Source organism: Vogesella facilis, assembly GCF_042648525.1.
Classification (GTDB): domain Bacteria; phylum Pseudomonadota; class Gammaproteobacteria; order Burkholderiales; family Chromobacteriaceae; genus Vogesella; species Vogesella facilis.
This window is the reverse complement of record NZ_JBHRXN010000030.1, coordinates 1-14,935: the sequence shown is the minus strand read 5'-3', so window position 1 is coordinate 14,935 and position 14,935 is coordinate 1. Positions and strand designations below refer to the sequence as shown.

Genomic DNA, 14,935 nt, shown 5'->3' with positions numbered 1-14,935 from the left:
CGCGTACGGTTTGTCCGGCGCGTGGCTGACGGGACGAGTGCGTCGCAGACGTTGCGGCCAACGTTGGCCGCATGATGGTGGCAAGGTTTGCGAAGTCAACCTACAGGTAGATGCTTTGACTATGGAATTTAAATGCTACTAGGGGAAAGCTTTGATTTTTCTTGGGGTGCTAGAAGATGGTTCTAATTGGCCTGATGTGGTTTCTGCCATTGCGTCAATAGTTTCAGTAGTTGTCGCCTTTGTGTCATTTAAAGTGGCAAACTCTGCAAAGTATATATCGAGGATGCAATTAAGAGTTTCATTGTTTTCGGATCGGGCTAAAGTTTTTCGGGCTGTTTTAGATTTTAATGATTGGGTTCGACATAAAAATCTTTTCTTGTCCTTTGATAAGGACTCTCCTGATGATTTTTTGATCAGCATTGATGATGCTAGGCTGTTAGATGAAATACGGATTGAAGTTTTTCACCTTAGCTTCGTTTTTGGAATGGATTTGGGAGGCCGTGTAAACGACTGGATGGAAGAGTCAATTCGTGGACTTAAAAGACGAAGTAGAAAAGCAGGTTATGTCGCTCAAAGTGAGGCCGGAAGTAGCGCTGATCAAATCGATTATGTGGAGTTCAGAATTGAATGTGAGAGGCACTCTGAGATTCTGCTAGGAGAGATGAAAAAGATGCTAGTGGTCGAAGAAGTTGATAGTGCCGAGAATCAGCTTTCTAAATGTAAAAAATTTATTATACAAGTGATGAAAAAATGACCCAACAAAAATTCCTCCCCTTCGCCCTGCCGGACATCGGTGAAGACGAAATCAACGAAGTAGTCGACGCGCTGCGTTCCGGCTGGGTAACCACCGGCCCCAAGACCAAACAGTTCGAGGCCGATTTCGCCGCCTTCATCGGCGACGGCGTGGAGGCGATTGCCGTCAACTCCGCCACCGCCGGTCTGCACCTGGCGCTGGAAGCGGTGGGCGTGGGCGAGGGTGACGAGGTGATCGTGCCCAGCTACACCTTTACCGCCACCGCCGAGGTGGTGCGCTACCTCGGCGCGCACCCGGTGATCGTGGATGTGGACCCGGCCACCTTCAACATCCGCCCGCAGGCGATTCGTGCCGCCATCACGGCGAAGACCAAGGCAATCATGCCGGTGCATTTCGCCGGCCTCGCCTGCGACATGGACGAGATCATCGCCATTGCCCGCGAGCACGGGTTGAAGATCGTCGAAGACGCCGCCCACGCCATGCCTACCTGGTACAAGGGCAAGCTGGTCGGCACGCTGGATTCCGATGTGACGGTGTTCAGCTTCTACGCCAACAAGACCATGACTACCGGCGAGGGCGGCATGGTGGTGTCGAAAAACAAGGACATCATCGCGAGATGTAAAGTCATGCGCCTGCACGGCATCAGCCGCGATGCCTTCGACCGCTACACCTCCAAGACCCCGGCCTGGTACTACGAGGTGATCGCCCCCGGCTACAAGTACAACATGCCGGATACCGCCGCGGCGATGGGCATCCACCAGCTGAAGAAGATCAATGCCTTCCTGACCAAACGCGAAACCTTGGCCGCACGCTTCGATGCCGAGCTGGCCGACCTGCCGCTGATCCTGCCGGCGCGCCCGACGGAGGCCGGCAGCAACCACGCCTGGCATTTGTACCCGGTGCGCCTCAAACCGGAAGCCGGCATCAGCCGCGACGATTTCATCGTGCGAATGGCCGAGCTGGGCATCGGCTGCTCGGTGCACTTCATCCCGCTGCATCGCCAGCCGGTATGGCGTGACGGCTACGGCCTCAAGCGCGAGGATTTCCCGGTGGCCGATGCGGCGTTCGAAGCCGAGGTGACGCTGCCGCTGTACACCCGCATGAGCGAAGACGACCAGAGCCGCGTGATTGCCGCGGTGCGCCAGCTGCTGGGCAAGTGATGAGCGACAAGCCAGAAAACAGCCTGCATGTTGATACGCTGCGGCCAACGTTGGCCGCACGCCACGGCTCGCCCTTGCTCAAGCGCCTGTTCGATCTGGTCGCCGTGCTGGGTGGGCTGGCGCTGCTGTGGCCGCTGCTGCTGCTGATCGGGCTGTGGGTGAAGCTGGATTCGCCCGGCCCGGTGTTCTTCCGCCAGCTGCGGGTAGGGCGCGGCGGCCGGCTGTTCCGCATCCACAAGTTCCGCACCATGCGCATCAATGCCGAGGCCGCCGGCCAGCTGACGGTGGGCGCGGACAGCCGTGTCACCCGCGCTGGCCACATCTTGCGCAAGAGCAAGCTCGATGAACTGCCGCAGCTGCTGGACGTGCTGTTCGGCGACATGAGCCTGGTGGGCCCGCGCCCGGAAGTGCCCAAGTACGTGGCCTGCTACCCGGACAATGTGCGCGACATCGTGCTGTCGGTGCGCCCCGGCATTACCGACTGGGCGTCGATCCGCATGATCGACGAGAACCAGATTCTGGCCAGGGCTGCCGACCCGGAGCGTGCCTACATCGAGCAGGTGTTGCCGGAAAAGCTCGGCTATTACCTGCGCTATGCGCAAAGCTACAGCCTGGCCGGCGATGTGCAGATCATCCTCGCCACCTTGCTGAAGATCATTACCCGCTGAAGGGATGCCATGAGCCGACCGGAACAGACTTACCGCGGCAGCTGCCACTGCGGCGCGGTGCAGTTCGAGGTCCGCAGCGATTTTCCCGAGCTGACCATGTGCGACTGCTCGCTGTGCCGCAAGAAGAACGCGCTGATGGTGAAGGTGCACGAGAGCAAGTTCCGCCTGCTGGCCGGCGCGGAACAGCTGGCGGAGTACCAGTTTCATACCCATACCGCGCGGCATTTCTTCTGCAAGGTGTGTGGCATCTACCCGTTCCACCGCAAGCGCGTGACGCCGGATAATTTCGGCATCAACGTGCACTGCCTGGACGACTTCGACCCGAGCGGCATCCCGCTGCGCCAGGCCATCGGCGCCGCGATGCCCTGAGCCGTGGTCGAACCTATTACAAGAGCTGACATGCTGGAAAAACTGTTTGCCTTCTCGCGCCATCACAAGATGGCGTTGTTGATGCTGCTGGATGCGCTGCTGCTGCCGCTGGCGATGTGGAGCGCGGTGCTGCTGCGCCTGGGCGGCAACTGGGATCCGAAGCTGGACCCGTATCTGTGGATCTTCGCGGTGCCGCCGCTGTGGGTGCTGCCGATCTTCATCAAGCTGGGGCTGTACCGCGCGGTGCTGAAATTCCTCGACGACCGCATCGTCTATACCGTGTTCGTCGGCGTGTCGCTATCGGTGCTGCTGCTGATGGCGGTGATCCTGATGGCCGGCATCGGGCCGTTCCCGCGCACCGCCATCATCATCTTCTGGGTGTTCGCCATGGCCTATATCGGCGGCAGCCGCTTCCTGCTGCGCGGCGTAGTGCGCCGCATCGACGCGCTGGACGCGCCGCGGCGCCCGGTGCTGATCTACGGCGCCGGTCGTGCCGGCCTGCAGCTGATGGTGGCATTGCAGGAGGGGCGAGAATACCGGCCGCTGGCCTTTGTCGACGACAACCCGCAGCTGTGGGGCCGCACCTACCGCGGGCTGATGGTGCACGACCCGCAAACGTTGGCCGCATTGCTGGCCGATACCGGCGCCGAGCTGATCCTGCTGGCGATGCCGTCGGCCAGCCGCGGCCGCCACCGCCAGATCCTAGAGCAGCTGGAAGCCCTGCACGTGCCGATCAAGCGCCTGCCGGGCATGGCCGACCTGGTGTCCGGCGAGGTGCGGGTGGACGAGCTGCGCGAGGTGGAGATCGACGACCTGCTGGGTCGCGACCCGGTGCCGCCGCGCGGCGAGCTGCTGGCGGCCAATATCCGTGGCAAGGTGGTGATGGTCACCGGCGCCGGCGGCTCCATCGGTGCCGAGCTGTGCCGCCAGATCGTCAAGCAGCAGCCGGCGCGCATCGTGCTGTTCGAGCTGACCGAATTCGCGCTGTACAGCATCGACCAGGAACTGGCGCGGCTGGCGCCGGCGGTGGAACGGCTGCCGCTGCTGGGCACGGTGACCGACCGCGCGCGGCTCACCTCGGTGATGCGGGTGTTCGGCGTGCAGACGGTGTACCACGCCGCCGCCTACAAGCACGTGCCGATGGTGGAGCACAACCCGGTGGCCGGCATCGTCAACAATGCCTTCGGCACCGACAGCTGCGCGGCGGCGGCGGAAGCCGCCGGGGTGGCCACTTTCGTGCTGATTTCCACCGACAAGGCGGTGCGGCCAACCAATGTGATGGGTGCCAGCAAGCGGCTGGCGGAGCTGACGCTGCAGGCGCGACACGCGCGCGGCAGTGCCACCCGCTTCGTGATGGTGCGCTTCGGCAACGTGCTGGGCAGCTCCGGCTCGGTGGTGCCGCTGTTCAAGCGCCAGATCGCCGCCGGCGGCCCGGTAACGCTCACCCACCCGGACATCACCCGCTATTTCATGACCATTCCCGAGGCGGCGCAGCTGGTGATCCAGGCCGGCGCGATGGGGCAGGGTGGCGATGTGTTCGTGCTGGACATGGGCGAGCCGGTGAAGATCATCGACCTGGCGCGGCGCATGGTGCACCTGTCCGGGCTGGAGGTGCGCGACGAGCAGCATCCGCACGGCGATATCGAGATCCGCTGCACCGGGCTGCGCCCGGGCGAGAAGCTGTACGAGGAGCTGTTGATCGGCGACGGCGTGCTGGCCACCGACCACCCGCGCATCATGCGGGCGCAGGAATACCACCTGCCGGCGGCGGAGCTGGACGGCCACCTGGCGGCGCTGAGCAGCGCCTGCGCGGCGCTGGACGCAGCGCAGGCGTTTGCGCTGCTGCAGGGCGTGGTGCATGAATTCCAGGCCGCCGCGGCTACCGCCGACTGGGTGAGCCAGGCCGCGCCGCGCTGACACGCTGCGGCATCCACGCCACACCCCGCCCCATGCCGGCGGGGTTTTTTGTGGCAATAGGGAAAACGGAGGGCTGGCAAGCGCAGCGTTTTCTGTTCTAATCCCAGCCCTTCACGACGGAAAGCAGCAGCTGTCCGCGATGAAGGCCGGTCCCCGCCGGCATGCAGGCCTCGCAGAAGGCCGAAGATAATTAAGACTTCGCACTACAAAGGAGGTTTTTCAGTGATGACAGCACAGGGAAACCACCGTGAAAATCAACCGACTTACCGCAATGATCCTGGCCGCGATGCTGCTGGGCATTGTCGCTGGCTACGGCTGGCGTGAAACCGCTGCCAGCCCGGAGGCCATCAACGCCTTCGCTGACCAGCTTTCCATCCTTACCGATATCTTCCTGCGCCTGATCAAGATGATCATCGCGCCGCTGGTGTTCTCCACCCTGGTGGTGGGCATCGCGCGCATGGGCGACTCCGCTACCGTTGGCCGCATCGGCGCCAAAACCATGGGCTGGTTCCTGACCGCGTCCTTCGTGTCGCTGTCGCTGGGCCTGGTCATGGTGAACCTGCTCAAGCCGGGCGTGGGCCTGGGCCTGCCGCTGCCGGACGTAGCCGCCAGCTCCGGCATCGAGAAGGGCGCGCTGACGCTGAAGGACTTCATCGGCCACCTGATTCCCAAGAGCGTGTTCGACGCGCTGGCCAAGAACGAGATCCTCGCCATCGTGGTGTTCTCGCTGTTCTTCGGCACCGCCGCCTCCGCGGTGGGCGACAAGGCCAAGGGCCTGATCGACGCCATCGACGCGGTGGCGCACATCATGCTGAAAGTCACCGGCTACGTGATGAACTTCGCGCCGTTCGCGGTGTTCGCGGCGATTGCCAGCATGGTGGCCAAGGAAGGCCTCGGCATCCTGTCCACCTACGGCAGCTTCATGGGCCAGTTCTACCTGACGCTGGGCATGCTGTGGGCGTGCCTGCTGCTGATGGGCAGCCTGTTCCTCAAGCGCCGCGTGTTCGAACTGCTGGTTGCCGTGCGCGAGCCGGCGCTGCTGGCGTTCTCCACCGCCAGCTCCGAGGCCGCCTACCCGAAGACCCTGGACCGCCTGAAGCGCTTCGGTTGCAGTGATCGCATCGCCAGCTTCGTGCTGCCGATGGGCTACTCGTTCAACCTCGACGGTTCGATGATCTACTGCACTTTCGCCAGCATCTTCATTGCTCAGGCCTACGGTATCCAGCTGTCGCTGTCGCAGGAAATCACCATGATGCTGATCCTGATGGTGACCTCCAAGGGCATGGCCGGCGTGCCGCGCGCCTCGCTGGTGGTGATCGCCGCCACCCTGGCGCAGTTCAATATTCCGGAAGCCGGCCTGCTGCTGCTGCTGGGCGTGGATCATTTCCTGGACATGGGCCGCTCCGCCACCAACGTGCTGGGCAACGCCATTGCCGCCAGCGTGGTGGCCAAGACCGAGAACGCGCTGGGCGCCGCCCAGCCGGAGCTGGACGAAGACGACGACATCGACCCGGAACCGCGCCAGGACGTGGAACCGGCGTTCGCTAAGCAGCAGGCCTGATTGCCGCTGCCATGTTGCACATGCGCTTTGGCGGAACGCCCGGAGGGACCGGGCTTCCGCCCTGCGCAGACCAAGCCGCCTCCGGGCGGCTTTTTTGCGTCTGCCGCCGTGTCCGGCGTGCTGCGGCCAACCTTGCTGGGCGGAATCAAGGGCAGGAGGGCGCGGGCTGGTGTAGCATGCGGCCAACTTGTGCCGGAGCACCTGATGGATACCCGCTGGCTGGAAGACTTTCTGCTGTTGGCCGAAACCGGCAGCTTTACCCGCTCGGCCGAGCTGCGCCACCTGACGCAGCCGGCGTTCTCGCGCCGCATCAAGTCGCTGGAAAGCTGGCTGGGCGCCGACCTGATCGACCGCACCACCTGGCCGACGCAGCTGACGCCGGCCGGCGAGCTGCTGCGCGACAAGGCGCGGCTGCTGGTGGGCGAGCTGTCCAGCGCCCGCAGCCAGGTGCGCGCGCTGCAAGCGGCCGACGCCGCCACGCTGACGCTGGCGGTGCCGCACACGCTGTCGTTCGGCTTCGTGCCGCGCTGGCTGGCGGAGGAGCACGAGGCGGTCAGCGACATTTCCTGGCGCCTGCTGGCACATAACGTGCACGATGCGGTGGTGGCGCTGGCGGAAGGCCATGCCGACCTGATGCTGTGCTACCACCACCCGCGCCACCCGGTGGAGCTGCCGGCCGAGCGCTACCAGGCGCTGGTGCTGGGCAGCGAGACGCTACGGCCGTTCACCCGTCAGCTGGCGGACGGCACCGCGGAATGGCAGCTGCCGGGCGAGGAGCGGCTGCCGATTCCGTTCCTGGCCTACGGCCCGAATGCCTACTTCCACCGCATGGTGGAGCTGATCTTGGAACGCGCCGCCACCCCGGCGGCGTTGCAGCGCTGCTTCGAAACCGATATGGCGGAGGGCCTGAAGGCGATGGTGCTGGAAGGGCACGGCATGGCCTTCCTGCCGCACAGCGCGGTGCAGCGCGAGCTGGCCGCCGGGCAGCTGGCGCTGGCCGGCGACGACGACTGGGCGCTGCAGATGGAGATCCGCGTCTACCGCGACGCGCGCCGCGAGCTGCCGGCGCTGGATGCGTTGTGGCAGCGGCTGGCGCAGCGCTACCCGGCGGTGTAGCGCTGCCGGCTGCGGCGGGTCCGTGCCGCATTGATTGCCGATGGCCGCGTAATGCGGCCATTTTGCTGCGCGCCGCGGCGCGCTGGCGGCATCATGCAAATCGCGCATGGGGCGATCGGCATTCGGAATTGGCGGCCTGCTGGCGGCCGGGGCTACAGTGCGCAGCAGCCAACCGCAAAGCAGAACACACATCATGACGACCCGCCTGGAACACGACCTGCTCGGCGACCGCGAGGTGCCGGCCCATGTTTACTGGGGTGTGCATACCCTGCGCGCCATCGAGAACTTCCCCATCACCGGCCAGACCATCGCCAGCTACGGCGACCTGATCCGCGCGCTGGCGGTGATCAAGCAGGCGGCGGCACAGGCCAACCACCAGCTGGGGCTGCTGAGCGACCATCACAAGGACGCCATCGTGCTGGCCTGCGAGGAGATCCGCGCCGGCAAGCTGCATGAGCAGTTCGTGGTCGACGTGATCCAGGGCGGTGCCGGCACCTCCACCAATATGAATGCCAACGAGGTGATCGCCAACCGCGCGCTGGAGCTGCTGGGTCACGGCAAGGGCGAATACCAGCACCTGCACCCCAACGAGCACGTCAACATGGGGCAGAGCACCAACGACGTGTACCCCACCGCGCTGCGGCTGGCCACCTTCTGGGGCGTGCAGCGCCTGCTGGCAGCGATGGCGCGGCTGCGCGATGCCTTCGACGACAAGGCCGATGAATTCGCCGAGGTGCTGAAGATGGGCCGCACCCAGCTGCAGGACGCGGTGCCGATGACGCTGGGGCAGGAGTTCCGCACCTACGCGGTGATGCTGGGTGAGGACGAGCAGCGGCTGTACGAGGCCAGCGCTCTGATGCTGGAAATCAACCTGGGCGCCACCGCCATCGGCACCGGCATCACCGCCCACCCGGACTACACCCCGCTGGTGTGCGACAAGCTGTCGGCGCTCACCGGCCTGGCGCTGGAAACCGCGCCCAACCTGATCGAGGCCACCCAGGATTGCGGCGCCTTCGTGCAGCTGTCCGGCGTGCTCAAGCGCGTGGCGGTGAAGCTGTCCAAGAGCTGCAACGACCTGCGCCTGCTGTCGTCCGGCCCGCGCGCCGGCCTCGGCGAAATCAACCTGCCGGCGCGGCAGGCGGGTTCCTCCATCATGCCGGGCAAGGTCAACCCGGTGATTCCGGAAGTGGTGACCCAGGTGGCCTACGAGGTGATCGGCAACGACATGACGGTGACCATGGCGGCGGAAGCCGGCCAGCTGCAGCTCAATGCCTTCGAGCCGGTGATTGCCTACAGCCTGTTCCGCAGCGTCAGCCACCTGGCCAATGCCTGCGACACCCTGCGCGACAACTGCGTGGTCGGCATCACTGCCAATGTCGACTTCCTGCGCGACAGCGTGCACCGCTCGGTAGGGCTGGTGACCGCGCTCAACCCCTACATCGGCTATGCCGCCGCCACCGAAGTGGCGACGGAGGCCCACCAGACCGGCGGCAGCGTCTACGACATCGTGCTGCGCCGCGGTCTGCTCACCCAGAAGCAGCTGGATACCGTGCTGCAGCCGGCGGCGCTGACCAGCCCGCGCTGGGTGGAACTCTGAGTTTGTCCCCCTCCTTGTAGTGTGAAGAAAGAAGGGTTGGCCGCAACGTCGCAGGGCGTTGCGGCATTTTTTTTGTGTCTGTTAGGCTGGTAGCGGTTTTCGGGGGGAGAAGTCATGGACAAGCTCGCATGCCGGCTGGCCGGCCCGGCGGATGTGGCCACCATCCGCACACTGTTGCAGGCGGCATTCGGCCCGCTGCTTGGCGTGGTATCCAGCCGGCCGACGGCACTGGATGAGGACGCGGTGACGCTGGCGCAACGCCTGGCGCAGGGCCAGCTGTTCGCCATCGGCGAGCTGATGGGCAGGGCAGTGGCCACCGCCTGCCTGCTGCCCACCGACAGCGCCGAGGTGGCGGAGATCAAGCGCGTGGCGGTGCTGCCCGAGCTGCAGGGCCAGGGCTGCGGCCAACAGCTGCTGGCCTGGCTGGAGCCACTGGCGCGCGCGCGGGGTTATGCGCGGCTGCGGCTGTCGATCCGCCGCAAGCTGCCGGGCAATCTGGCGTTTTACCTGCGTTGCGGCTATGTGCCGATCGGCGAGCAGCCGCATCCGCGCGCGCCGGACGATGGCATCGTGTGGCTGGAGAAAGTGCTGGTCTGCGGCCGGTAGCTGGGCTATACCACGATTGTTGCATTGCACAATCGGAGGCGGCGATGACTGCGCTACGGCGGGGAAGGGTGGCGGCGTTGCCGCAAGCCTGGCTGCATTGCCAGCGCGCGCAGCGGCAAAGCTGGCAGGCCTGGCATCGTGCGCAAGGCTTGAGTTGCGCGCACCTGTGGCTGGAGGCCGCCAGCGGCAAGCAAGGTTGGCCGCGCTGGCAACAGCAGCTGCGCCGCCACTGGCTGGCGCTGGGCTACGATTGTTTCGATGCCGGCATGCATTACTGGGCGCAACTGCTGGCGGTGCCGCGACCGGCGCGGTTGCTGCGGCCGCTGTGGCGTTGCGGCCAACGTTGTGTCAGCGCCTGCCACCGCCATGGCAGCGCCGGCCTGCTGGCATATGCGCGCCAGACCTTGCGCTAGCGGCGACGTCCACATGAAAAACGGCTCCCGCGGGAGCCGTTTGCCTTGCTGCTGGCAGCCGCTGGCTTACCAGTGGCTGTGCCACACGTCCATCAGCTCACCGGCCTGCAGCTGGGTGATTTCCTTGCGGCCCTGCAGCCAGGCCACCAGGCCGGCGCGCAGCTCGGCGGTAATGGTGGCGGCGCCAACCGGGAACACGATGCCGTCCAGCTCGCCTTGGTTGTAGTGGCCGCCAAAGCTCACGCCTTGCGCATCCACGGCTTCCAGCCAGTCGTTGAGGAAGGCGTCGCTGGCGGCTTCGTCGCTGCTCAGGGTGGCCACCACGGTAAAGCCCAGTTCCTGGAATTCGCCGACGCGCAGTTTCTTGCGCTGGCGGCTGTTCAGGCGTTTCAGGCGGTTGCGGGAATTGGCGTTGCTCATGGTGTGTGTGCCTTGGTGTCGGATCAAAGCGCGCATGATAACAGCGCGGCTGCTGCCGCGCCGCCGCTTTGCGCGATTACAGCCCCAGCTGCTGCCACAGTGCGTCCACATGCTGGCGGGTGGCGGTATCCATCACGATCGGGGTACCCCATTCGCGGTTGGTCTCGCCCGGCAGCTTGTTGGTGGCGTCCAGCCCCATCTTGCCGCCCAGGCCGGAAATGGGGCTGGCGAAGTCCAGGTAGTCGATCGGGGTGTGGTCGATCAGCGTGGTGTCGCGCACCGGGTCCATGCGGGTGGTGATCGCCCAGATCACTTCCTGCCAGTCGCGGGTATTTACGTCGTCGTCCACCACCACGATGAACTTGGTGTACATGAACTGGCGCAGGAAGCTCCAGCAGCCCATCATTACCCGCTTGGCGTGGCCGGGGTACTGCTTCTTGATGCTGACCACCGCCATGCGGTAGCTGCAGCCTTCCGGCGGCAGGTAGAAGTCGACGATCTCCGGAAACTGCTTCTGCAGGATGGGCACGAACACCTCGTTCAGCGCCACGCCCAGCACCGCCGGCTCGTCTGGCGGCTTGCCGGTGTAGGTGCTGTGGTACACCGGGTTTTCGCGCATGGTGATGCGGTCGATGGTGAATACCGGGAAGCTGTCCTGCTCGTTGTAGTAGCCGGTGTGGTCGCCGTACGGGCCTTCCATCGCCATGTCATTCGGGTGGATGTGGCCTTCCAGCACGATTTCGGCGCTGGATGGCACTTGCAGGTCGGAGCCGATGCATTTCACCAGCTCGGTGCGGCTGCCGCGCAGCAGGCCGGCGAACTGGTATTCGGACAGCGTGTCCGGTACCGGGGTGACCGCGCCCAGGATGGTGGCCGGGTCGCAGCCCAGCACCACCGCCACCGGGTAGGGCTTGTCCGGGTTGGCCGTACGGAATTCGCGGTAGTCCAGTGCGCCGCCGCGGTGCGCCAGCCAGCGCATGATCACGCGATTGCGGCCGATGACCTGCTGGCGGTAGATGCCTAGGTTCTGCCGCTTCTTGTGCGGGCCGCGGGTGACTGTCAGCCCCCAGGTGATCAGCGGCGCCACGTCGCCCGGCCAGCAGTGCTGGATCGGCAGGCGCGCCAGGTCGACATCGGCGCCTTCCCACACGATCTGCTGGCACGGCGCCTTCTTTACTTCCTTTGGCGCCATCGCCAGCAGCTGCTTCAAGAGCGGCAGCTTGTCCCAGGCATCACGCAGGCCTTTCGGCGGCTCCGGCTCCTTCAGATAGGCCAGGGTCTGGCCGATCTCGCGCAGTTGCATCACGTCGGCCGCCCCCATGCCCATCGCCACCCGCTTGGGGGTGCCGAACAGGTTGGCCAGCACCGGGATGTCGTAGCGCCTGTTGCCTTGCTGCGGCTGTTCGAACAGCAGCGCCGGGCCGCCGGCTTTCAGCACGCGGTCGCCGATTTCGGTCATCTCCAGGTGCGGCGATACCGGCACCTTGATGCGCTTGAGTTCGCCTTGCGATTCAAGCTGGGACATGAAGTCCCGCAGGTCGTTGTATTTCATGTTGCTTTCATGATCTAGCGCAAAAAGCCCTAGGTAGCGCAGGGTTAAGCTTTCTCCAACGTCGCAAGCTACTGTTCGCGTACCGGCAAGTCAACCGCCGGCAGTGGCTGCGCTCAGTTCTACTGTCTGCTACATGCTTGGAGATAAATATGAAAAAGTTTGCTGTTGCCGCTCTGCTTGCCGCGCTGTCCACTTCCGCTTTTGCCGCCCAGGGTGACATCCTGGCGCGCTTCCGTATTACCAACGTCAATCCGCAGACTTCGGTAAACGATGTGCTGGAAACCCTGAAGGTCGATGTCAACGACGACACTATCCCGGAACTCGACTTCACCTATATGTTCACCAACAATATCGGTGCTGAACTGATCCTGGGTACCTCCAAGCATGACATCTCTGCCAGCGGCACCAACATTGGCTCGGTGAAAGTGCTGCCGCCGACCCTGACCGCTCAGTACCACTTCAGCCCGGAAGGCCAGTTCCGTCCGTACGTTGGCGCCGGTATCAACTACACCCGCTTCTACGGCTTCAAGGATGACTCCGGTCTGGGTCTGTCGATCAAGAAGAACAGCTTCGGCCCGGCACTGCAGGTTGGCATGGATATCCCGGTCAGCAAGAACGTGTTCATCAACTTCGACGTGAAGAAACTGTGGATCAAGACCAAAGTTAGCTCCAGCGTAGCTGGTGGCGAGGTAGGTACTCTGGATATCAACCCGCTGGTAACCAGCGTGGGTATCGGCACCAAGTTCTAATTTGGGGCGAGCAGTATTTATCTGAAAGGGGCGCTGCGGCGCCCCTTTTTGCCGCTACTTCCTTGTGCCAGCACAGGGGGCTGGGTATCCTTGCCCGGTTATTTCTCCGGAATGAATCTGGCGATGGCCGCCTTTCCCGCTCGCGCTTCGCATAGTCATGTGGCGCTGTACGCCGCCCTGATCAATGCGGTCATCATCGTTTTCCTCAGCCTGTATCCTTTCTCCGGTTGGAGCTATAGCGGCCGTCCGCTGTTCGAATTCCTGTTCTACCCGCTGCCTTACTACACCCGGCTGTTCGATAATGCGGCCAACCTGCTGATCTACATTCCCTACGGCTTCAGCCTGGCGCTACTGTTACTGCCGCGCTGGTTTTCATTGCTGTTTGCCATGCTGCTGGCGGCCCTGACCAGCATCTGCGTCGAATTTCTGCAGGAATTCCTGCCCACGCGCATCGCCTCCAATCTGGATGTGCTGTGCAATCTGGCGGGCGCCATGCTGGGGGCGGTGCTGGCGGTGTCACCGTGGTTGCGCAAGCACTGGCATCACCTGTGGCAGTGGCGGCGGCGACATTTTGTTGCCGGCAGCGCGGCCGATTACGCATTGCTGGCGATGGGCTTGTGGTTTCTTACCCAGCTGAATCCGGCGTTACCGCTGTTCGGCGTGGTGGCCTATCCGCAAGGGCTGCCGCAGCCTTATCTGTCGCCGCTGGAGAACCCGCGGCTGTTCCTGTTTCTGCTGGAAGCCGGTGGTGCCGCCAGTAATATGCTGGCCGTTTGCCTGTTCATTACCTGCTTTGTCGCCAGCAAGGCCGAGCGCGGCAAGTCGATTTTCCTGCTGCTGCTGTCGGCCTGGCTGCTCAAACTGTTGGCCGCCGGTGCGCTACTCAAGCCGTTTGCGTTCTTTCAGTGGGTGAATCCGCATCTGGTAACCGGCTGGGCTGCCGGCTTTCTGCTGTCCTGGCTGCTGGCTAAGGCTGGCCGTCTGCTGCAGACGCTCACCGCGATTCTGGCGTTGGCGATTGCCCAGAGTGCGGCGGTGTTGTGGCCGTTGGGGGGCGTGCAGGCGGATTTCTTGTCGTTGTTCCGCTGGCCTTATGGCCATCTGCACAATATGAGCGCGCTGGTGGATTTTCTGTCCGACCTGTGGCCGGTGGCGGCGCTGCTGTGTCTGGGGCTGGGGCTGTGGCAGCAGTTAGCGGCCAAGTGGCAGCGTCGCTAGCTGCTGCAAATCGCTAATGCGCCAGTCTACCCAGCCCGGTTTGCGCGGCAGTTGGCTGATCCACACGGTGCGCATGCCCAGCCGTTTCGCCGTTCTAAGGTTGGCCGCAGTATCTTCAACCATCACGCAACCGGCGGCCGCCAGGCCAGCGTCGCGCAGTACCCGGTGATAGCCGCTACTGCGTGGCTTGGGGGCGTAAGCCAGTGCTTCCATGCCATAGCAGCGGCTGATCAGGTGGCCGATACCTAGGTGGGCGGTGATGGCTTCTACATAATGCTGCGGGCCATTGGAGAATACCCACTTGCGTCCTGGCAGGCTGCGCAGCAACTGCGGCAAGCGGTTGCTGTAACCGATCCACGGCAGCAGTTCGTCCATATCGTGGGTGAAGCGCAGGAAGTGATCCGCCGCCACATGATGGTGTCGCACTAGTCCACCTAATGTGGCGCCGTAACGGCGCCAGTAATGCGTGCGTAGCTGATTGGCCGCCTGCGGCTCATAGCCCAGATGCTGCACGATGTAGTCGGTCATGCGTTGGCTGATCCGCGGAAATACGGCATGGCCGGCATGATGCAGCGTTTCATCCAGATCAAATAGCCAGTTCATCAAGATTGTCTATGTCATCAAAAATCAGGTTAGCCAGTGTAGCTTGGCCAGATTGCGGGTGCCTGGTGTTTTTTGATGTTATCAAAATCAATGGCTTGTCGAATTCGTTGGGGTTTTCGTGCAATTGGCTGTTGACGGCTTCAGGGGCGATGGGTATAGTTCGCCTCCTCTGCTGACGACGCAACGAAACGAAGTCAGCCCGCTCTTTAACAAACCAAATAACCGATAGGTG

The 14,935-nt window shown here is 63.7% G+C and carries 16 protein-coding genes; 12 read left to right on the top strand and 4 right to left on the bottom strand.

The genetic code is table 11. The features are described 5' to 3' along the window. The first annotated feature begins 151 nt into the window (after positions 1–151). The 10 genes from ACFOLG_RS09720 to ACFOLG_RS09675 all read left to right on the top strand — a co-directional run bounded on the left by ACFOLG_RS09720 (position 152) and on the right by ACFOLG_RS09675 (position 10,161). Positions 152–754: a hypothetical protein gene (locus ACFOLG_RS09720; protein ID WP_386091258.1), complete on the top strand. Its 603-nt coding sequence runs from the start codon at positions 152–154 to the stop codon at positions 752–754. Beyond that, positions 751–1,914, top strand: a complete 1,164-nt coding sequence (locus tag ACFOLG_RS09715) for a DegT/DnrJ/EryC1/StrS family aminotransferase (protein WP_386091256.1) — start codon at positions 751–753, stop codon at positions 1,912–1,914. The genes ACFOLG_RS09720 and ACFOLG_RS09715 overlap by 4 nt, the downstream gene beginning before the upstream one ends. Next, positions 1,914–2,582 carry a sugar transferase gene (locus ACFOLG_RS09710; RefSeq protein ID WP_386091254.1) on the top strand — a complete coding sequence of 223 codons (669 nt, stop codon included), beginning with the start codon at positions 1,914–1,916 and terminating at the stop codon, positions 2,580–2,582. Before ACFOLG_RS09715 ends, ACFOLG_RS09710 begins: the two co-directional genes overlap by 1 nt. Before the next feature lie 9 nt (positions 2,583–2,591). After that, positions 2,592–2,951, top strand: a complete 360-nt coding sequence (locus ACFOLG_RS09705) for a GFA family protein (protein ID WP_386091253.1) — start codon at positions 2,592–2,594, stop codon at positions 2,949–2,951. 30 nt (positions 2,952–2,981) lie between these two features. Beyond that, positions 2,982–4,868 carry a polysaccharide biosynthesis protein gene (locus ACFOLG_RS09700; RefSeq protein WP_386091251.1) on the top strand — a complete coding sequence of 629 codons (1,887 nt, stop codon included), beginning with the start codon at positions 2,982–2,984 and terminating at the stop codon, positions 4,866–4,868. A gap of 247 nt (positions 4,869–5,115) precedes the next feature. Further along, positions 5,116–6,429 carry a dicarboxylate/amino acid:cation symporter gene (locus ACFOLG_RS09695; RefSeq protein WP_386091250.1) on the top strand — a complete coding sequence of 438 codons (1,314 nt, stop codon included), beginning with the start codon at positions 5,116–5,118 and terminating at the stop codon, positions 6,427–6,429. A gap of 204 nt (positions 6,430–6,633) precedes the next feature. Next, a complete protein-coding gene (locus tag ACFOLG_RS09690; RefSeq protein ID WP_386091248.1) occupies positions 6,634–7,545 on the top strand; it encodes a LysR substrate-binding domain-containing protein in 912 nt (303 codons plus the stop codon). A gap of 193 nt (positions 7,546–7,738) precedes the next feature. Beyond that, positions 7,739–9,142, top strand: a complete 1,404-nt coding sequence (aspA, locus tag ACFOLG_RS09685) for an aspartate ammonia-lyase (RefSeq protein WP_386091246.1) — start codon at positions 7,739–7,741, stop codon at positions 9,140–9,142. A gap of 114 nt (positions 9,143–9,256) precedes the next feature. Further along, on the top strand, positions 9,257–9,748 hold the full coding sequence (locus ACFOLG_RS09680; RefSeq protein WP_386091245.1) for a GNAT family N-acetyltransferase: 492 nt from the start codon (positions 9,257–9,259) through the stop codon (positions 9,746–9,748). Positions 9,749–9,792: 44 nt separating this feature from the next. Beyond that, complete coding sequence (locus tag ACFOLG_RS09675; RefSeq protein ID WP_386091243.1) at positions 9,793–10,161, top strand: hypothetical protein; 369 nt, start codon at positions 9,793–9,795, stop codon at positions 10,159–10,161. Between the two features lie 66 nt (positions 10,162–10,227). Here ACFOLG_RS09675 and ACFOLG_RS09670 read toward each other — a convergent pair whose 3' ends face one another. Both ACFOLG_RS09670 and ubiD read right to left on the bottom strand, forming a co-directional pair. After that, positions 10,228–10,581, bottom strand: coding sequence for a YggL family protein (locus ACFOLG_RS09670; RefSeq protein ID WP_386091241.1), 354 nt, complete (start codon positions 10,579–10,581; stop codon positions 10,228–10,230). A 76-nt stretch (positions 10,582–10,657) separates the two neighbouring features. Beyond that, positions 10,658–12,133 carry a 4-hydroxy-3-polyprenylbenzoate decarboxylase gene (ubiD, locus tag ACFOLG_RS09665; RefSeq protein ID WP_386091239.1) on the bottom strand — a complete coding sequence of 492 codons (1,476 nt, stop codon included), beginning with the start codon at positions 12,131–12,133 and terminating at the stop codon, positions 10,658–10,660. Between the two features lie 149 nt (positions 12,134–12,282). Here ubiD and ACFOLG_RS09660 point away from each other — a divergent pair, with 149 nt between their 5' ends. Then, positions 12,283–12,882, top strand: coding sequence for an OmpW/AlkL family protein (locus ACFOLG_RS09660; RefSeq protein WP_386091237.1), 600 nt, complete (start codon positions 12,283–12,285; stop codon positions 12,880–12,882). A 123-nt stretch (positions 12,883–13,005) separates the two neighbouring features. Next, complete coding sequence (locus tag ACFOLG_RS09655; RefSeq protein ID WP_386091235.1) at positions 13,006–14,100, top strand: VanZ family protein; 1,095 nt, start codon at positions 13,006–13,008, stop codon at positions 14,098–14,100. Here the strand turns inward: ACFOLG_RS09655 and ACFOLG_RS09650 are convergent. Both ACFOLG_RS09650 and ACFOLG_RS09645 read right to left on the bottom strand, forming a co-directional pair. Beyond that, positions 14,074–14,703 (bottom strand): pyrimidine 5'-nucleotidase, encoded by a 630-nt coding sequence (locus ACFOLG_RS09650; protein WP_386091233.1) that lies wholly within the window; start codon positions 14,701–14,703, stop codon positions 14,074–14,076. The two genes, ACFOLG_RS09655 and ACFOLG_RS09650, sit on opposite strands and share 27 nt — an antisense overlap. Next, the coding region (locus ACFOLG_RS09645) for a hypothetical protein (protein ID WP_386091231.1) at positions 14,687–14,935 on the bottom strand (249 nt) is incomplete at its 5' end. The genes ACFOLG_RS09650 and ACFOLG_RS09645, both read right to left, overlap by 17 nt.

Coding starts and splice junctions, on each gene's coding strand:
- ubiD (WP_386091239.1), bottom strand. CDS start 12,133: ATGAAATACAACGACCTGCGGGACTTCATGTCCCAGCTTGAATCGCAA.
- ACFOLG_RS09650 (WP_386091233.1), bottom strand. CDS start 14,703: ATGAACTGGCTATTTGATCTGGATGAAACGCTGCATCATGCCGGCCAT.
- ACFOLG_RS09700 (WP_386091251.1), top strand. CDS start 2,982: ATGCTGGAAAAACTGTTTGCCTTCTCGCGCCATCACAAGATGGCGTTG.
- aspA (WP_386091246.1), top strand. CDS start 7,739: ATGACGACCCGCCTGGAACACGACCTGCTCGGCGACCGCGAGGTGCCG.
- ACFOLG_RS09670 (WP_386091241.1), bottom strand. CDS start 10,581: ATGAGCAACGCCAATTCCCGCAACCGCCTGAAACGCCTGAACAGCCGC.
- ACFOLG_RS09715 (WP_386091256.1), top strand. CDS start 751: ATGACCCAACAAAAATTCCTCCCCTTCGCCCTGCCGGACATCGGTGAA.
- ACFOLG_RS09690 (WP_386091248.1), top strand. CDS start 6,634: ATGGATACCCGCTGGCTGGAAGACTTTCTGCTGTTGGCCGAAACCGGC.
- ACFOLG_RS09660 (WP_386091237.1), top strand. CDS start 12,283: ATGAAAAAGTTTGCTGTTGCCGCTCTGCTTGCCGCGCTGTCCACTTCC.
- ACFOLG_RS09710 (WP_386091254.1), top strand. CDS start 1,914: ATGAGCGACAAGCCAGAAAACAGCCTGCATGTTGATACGCTGCGGCCA.
- ACFOLG_RS09705 (WP_386091253.1), top strand. CDS start 2,592: ATGAGCCGACCGGAACAGACTTACCGCGGCAGCTGCCACTGCGGCGCG.
- ACFOLG_RS09655 (WP_386091235.1), top strand. CDS start 13,006: ATGGCCGCCTTTCCCGCTCGCGCTTCGCATAGTCATGTGGCGCTGTAC.
- ACFOLG_RS09680 (WP_386091245.1), top strand. CDS start 9,257: ATGGACAAGCTCGCATGCCGGCTGGCCGGCCCGGCGGATGTGGCCACC.
- ACFOLG_RS09675 (WP_386091243.1), top strand. CDS start 9,793: ATGACTGCGCTACGGCGGGGAAGGGTGGCGGCGTTGCCGCAAGCCTGG.